The sequence below is a fragment of the Ilumatobacter sp. genome (genome assembly GCF_041688325.1).
Taxonomy (GTDB): domain Bacteria; phylum Actinomycetota; class Acidimicrobiia; order Acidimicrobiales; family Ilumatobacteraceae; genus Ilumatobacter_A.
This window is the reverse complement of the sequence record NZ_JBDNIJ010000306.1, coordinates 1-3,592: the sequence shown is the minus strand read 5'-3', so window position 1 is coordinate 3,592 and position 3,592 is coordinate 1. Positions and strand designations below refer to the sequence as shown.

1 protein-coding gene and 1 pseudogene are annotated in these 3,592 nt (G+C 62.3%); both read right to left on the bottom strand.

The genetic code is table 11. The annotated features are described in order from the left end of the window. Positions 1-984: 984 nt before the first annotated feature. Positions 985-2,577: an acyl-CoA carboxylase subunit beta gene (locus ACH2EI_RS16355; protein ID WP_395155016.1), complete on the bottom strand. Its 1,593-nt coding sequence runs from the start codon at positions 2,575-2,577 to the stop codon at positions 985-987. 713 nt (positions 2,578-3,290) lie between these two features. After that, a pseudogene (locus tag ACH2EI_RS16350) lies at positions 3,291-3,592 on the bottom strand (IS110 family transposase); the annotation flags it as partial.

The following is a 3,592-nucleotide window of genomic DNA, read 5'->3' as shown; positions in this document are numbered from 1 at the left end:
CCATGAAGCCGCTGTCGACCCGGACCGGGTCTCCTTCGTCGCCGCTCTGCGGATCAGTCGCCGCTCGCTGTCACCAGCGCGCGGTTTTTCCCCCTCCGGACTCGCATGATCACGGTTGGGCCTACGCCTTGGTTTTGTTGTATCGACGGCCCAACCCGATACGCCGACGACGATCCAACCCGCGACTGATCAAACGCAAGTACTCCAAGTGGCACATCAAACGAGCACGACACCCCGACTGGCCACAACCAACCGGACCACCCACCACCACCATCCGACCACCTAACTGAACGGCATTGCATCTAGCCCGCCACAACGGCGCGAAGTCCGACCCGATCGACGCAGTTCGAGCGGGTCGAGAAGCACCCGCCGCAAACACGCGCCCGGGCTGGGTGCTGATGGCGAACGGACAGCATTGTCGGTACGTGTGACTGCGCGGCTATTCGCAGTCGACGGCGCGACCAATTCGTGTCGCCAGATCTACAGGCTGGTCGTTGCCACGCCGGATGGGAACGGCTCAGACGCCGACCTCGAGAGACAGCGACCGTGTGGCGGACGCTGCTCGTCGAGCGCTGTTTCTCGCTGAGGTGGAAACACGGCAGCCTGAACGATCCATATTTGAAATCGTCCAATCGTCAAATCCGGCGTCTTGGACAGCTACTTCGTTGGATGGGCTGGTCGCCACCGCCACCGTGATGTCTGCGCTGTCTCACCCTGGACTGTCATGCCGCGACGCGGCGTTCGGCTGCTTCGTCGCGGCACCGCCCCAATTCCGGCATCGGGAATGACGAACTGCGATTCGAGCGTTGCGTCACACGTCAACCGTTCCGCCAGATGGAGCCCGGAACGACTTGGAAAGAGAAGAGGAGCGTCCCCGAACTGCCGACGCGGGAACACATTCGAATATTCGTGAACGCGAGGACTGCAACTCACACATCGCGGGCTGAGCACGTGAGTCACACATTTGCAGTCCGAATTCAGCCATCATGGCCGGTAGGTTCGCCCGGTCGGTCCAACTTGTCCGGCAGCCAGGCGATGGTACGCCCGCCTCGCCCAGCGACACAGGATCGGGCGGGTGTCGACCGGATCAATGATGTCCTCGACGAGGAACCGCTCGGCGGTCCGAAACGGTGAGCGGACAGCCTGCAACCGCTCCCGCAGCTCGCGCAGCGCCTCCTCGGGGTCCGGGGCTGCAGCAATGACACTCTTGTAGGCAGCCTCGACCCCGCCCTCCAAAGGCAACGAGCCCCAGTCGCCCGACGGCCATGCCACCCGGAGCGAGTGGGCCAGATCATTGCGATGCGTCGCTCCCCCGACCCCGAAACATCTTCTCACGACAACTGAGGCAAGTGGGACCGATGCCTCGTGGATTGCCGACAGCGCCCGGCAACCGGCACGCAGTGTTCCGGCACGCTCAGCCTCGGGCCCGATCAGCACCCCCGGATTGTCGACAAGGTAGACAACCGGAAGATGGAAGGTGTCGGCGAGATCAACGAAGCGTTCTAACTTCAACGACGCCTCAGTGGAGAACCCGCCGCCGTCGAAACGGGCATCGGTGCCGAGGATCACCACGGGATAACCGTCGAGCCGGGCGAGTACAGCGATCACCGCCCTGCCGTGACGAGCTCCGATCTCGAAGACCGATCCGTTGTCAGCAATGGACTCGATGATTTTTCGGGTGTTAACAGGGCGGCGCGTTCTGGGTACTGCCTCGCGCAACCAGGGATCGGTGCGATTCGGATCGTCCTCGGTGGCACACACCGGGGGAAGCTCATAGACGTGCGAAGGCATGTACGACAAGAAGCGCCGGATCTGCTCGAACGCCTCGTCCTCGCTCTCGGCGGCGTTGTCGACAGTGCCGGCGCGCGTCGCCACCTCCCAGCCGCCAAGCTCCTCCTTGGTGAGCACCTGCCCCATCGCCGCCTCCACCAACGGAGGTCCGGCCGAAAAGACCTGGGCAGCGACCTTCACCATGACCGAAAAGTGCGACGCAGGGACCTCGGCAGCGGGCAGACCTGCCACCGGTCCGAGCGCTGCCGACACAACCGGTAGGAGTGAGAGATTGCGCACTGCATATTCCCAACCAGCAATCTCAGATACATACGAGTACCCGGCGTCCTCGATTGACTTGACGCTGCCACCCGCACCTTCAAGCAAGCGCACAAGGGGCATCCGCTGTTCATGGGCCATACGATCGGCGTACGGGCGTTTTGCCCCCACCGAGGCGTCCGACGCCCCGCCGCGCACGGTGAAGTCGTAGCCAGTCACCACGGCGGGTCGGCCGTTGATCAGCGCCTGGCCAAAGACCAGGTTTGCTGGGGTGAACCCAATCAAGTGACCGTGTTCGTCATAACTACTCGTACCCGCGAGTGCGCCAACCTCTTCGAAGCACCCATCGTCGACGATCCGGTCTATACGTTCGCGAACCGTGAGGCGGCCCCTTGCGTGCTGGCGCTCCACGGATTCGACCCCACCTTGGGCCTCGGCGAGATTGCGACGGTAAGCGAGTTCAATCAATTCGGCCGCCCAGGGGCTGCCGGAAAGGGCGGATGCGGGTTCGGAAGAGATGTCGGACATGATTGTGTCTGCTCCTAAGTGGTCATTGCGAGGATGGCTGGTGACGAGCTGGAACCCGAGATCACTGACGCAATCGTGTCATCGACGCCACCCACGTCGTCGAGACTGTGGGCCGCAGCGGAATACGACTTCGCTTGAATACTCGCTTGTTTGCTTCCCAACGAGGCGATGCGCTCGATGAACGAGGGCGGGCAAAATTCGCCAGATAATTGGTGAAGCCGGGCTGATACCAGCCCTCGCAGGCCGCCTGGACATCGCGTTCGGCATCCAGTTGGTCGCGACACTCGCCGAAGCGCAATGACACAACCATTGACGGCATCGGCGATCAGGGCGACGACGAAGCCACCGTTCTTCATCGCTGGAGCTGTTTGGTAGCGCAAGCACCGCAGTTCCTCGTCGCGTCGCCAAGCGACAAGGTTGCCTGTCTCCTCGGCGCTTGAGGTTGCCCCGAATGCCGACGTTCTGTTGTTTGTCCCGCGGACCAAACGACTCAGACGTGTCTGCCGACCACGGTACAAACGTTTCTGACGTCATACTCCTATCTTACATATTGTGAGAGTCTCTGATTCACCATGGGTGCGTGCAGTACCGCCTCTTGACGTTGTCGGCAGCGATCCCCTAGCGATGGCCCCCTGGCCGATGGAATGACTCCACCGTCAGGCGCCGCGAACGGCACTGTTGCGTTGGTCGTGGCAGGTGTTCCTGTCTGGTTGTCAAGCCGGTGGTTGGCGGGTCGAATTGCCGATCTCGGCGAGGGTTCGTGCTCCGGTCCCGGGGCCAAACCCACAGACAGCCACCCGGACCTCGCCAAAACGATACGAAAGAAATGCCTCCTCGATCTGGGTAGCAGGCCGGGCGCGTTGTCGATGAATGCGGTCGAGGTCGGCGAGTAACTCGCCGACGACTTGGCCCCACGCTTCCTCGGCCAGCAACACCACCGATTGTGCGTCGAGTACCGCCCGGATTCCGTCGATCATTTTGGCAGCGATGCGTTGTGAGCGCTTCTTGACCGTTT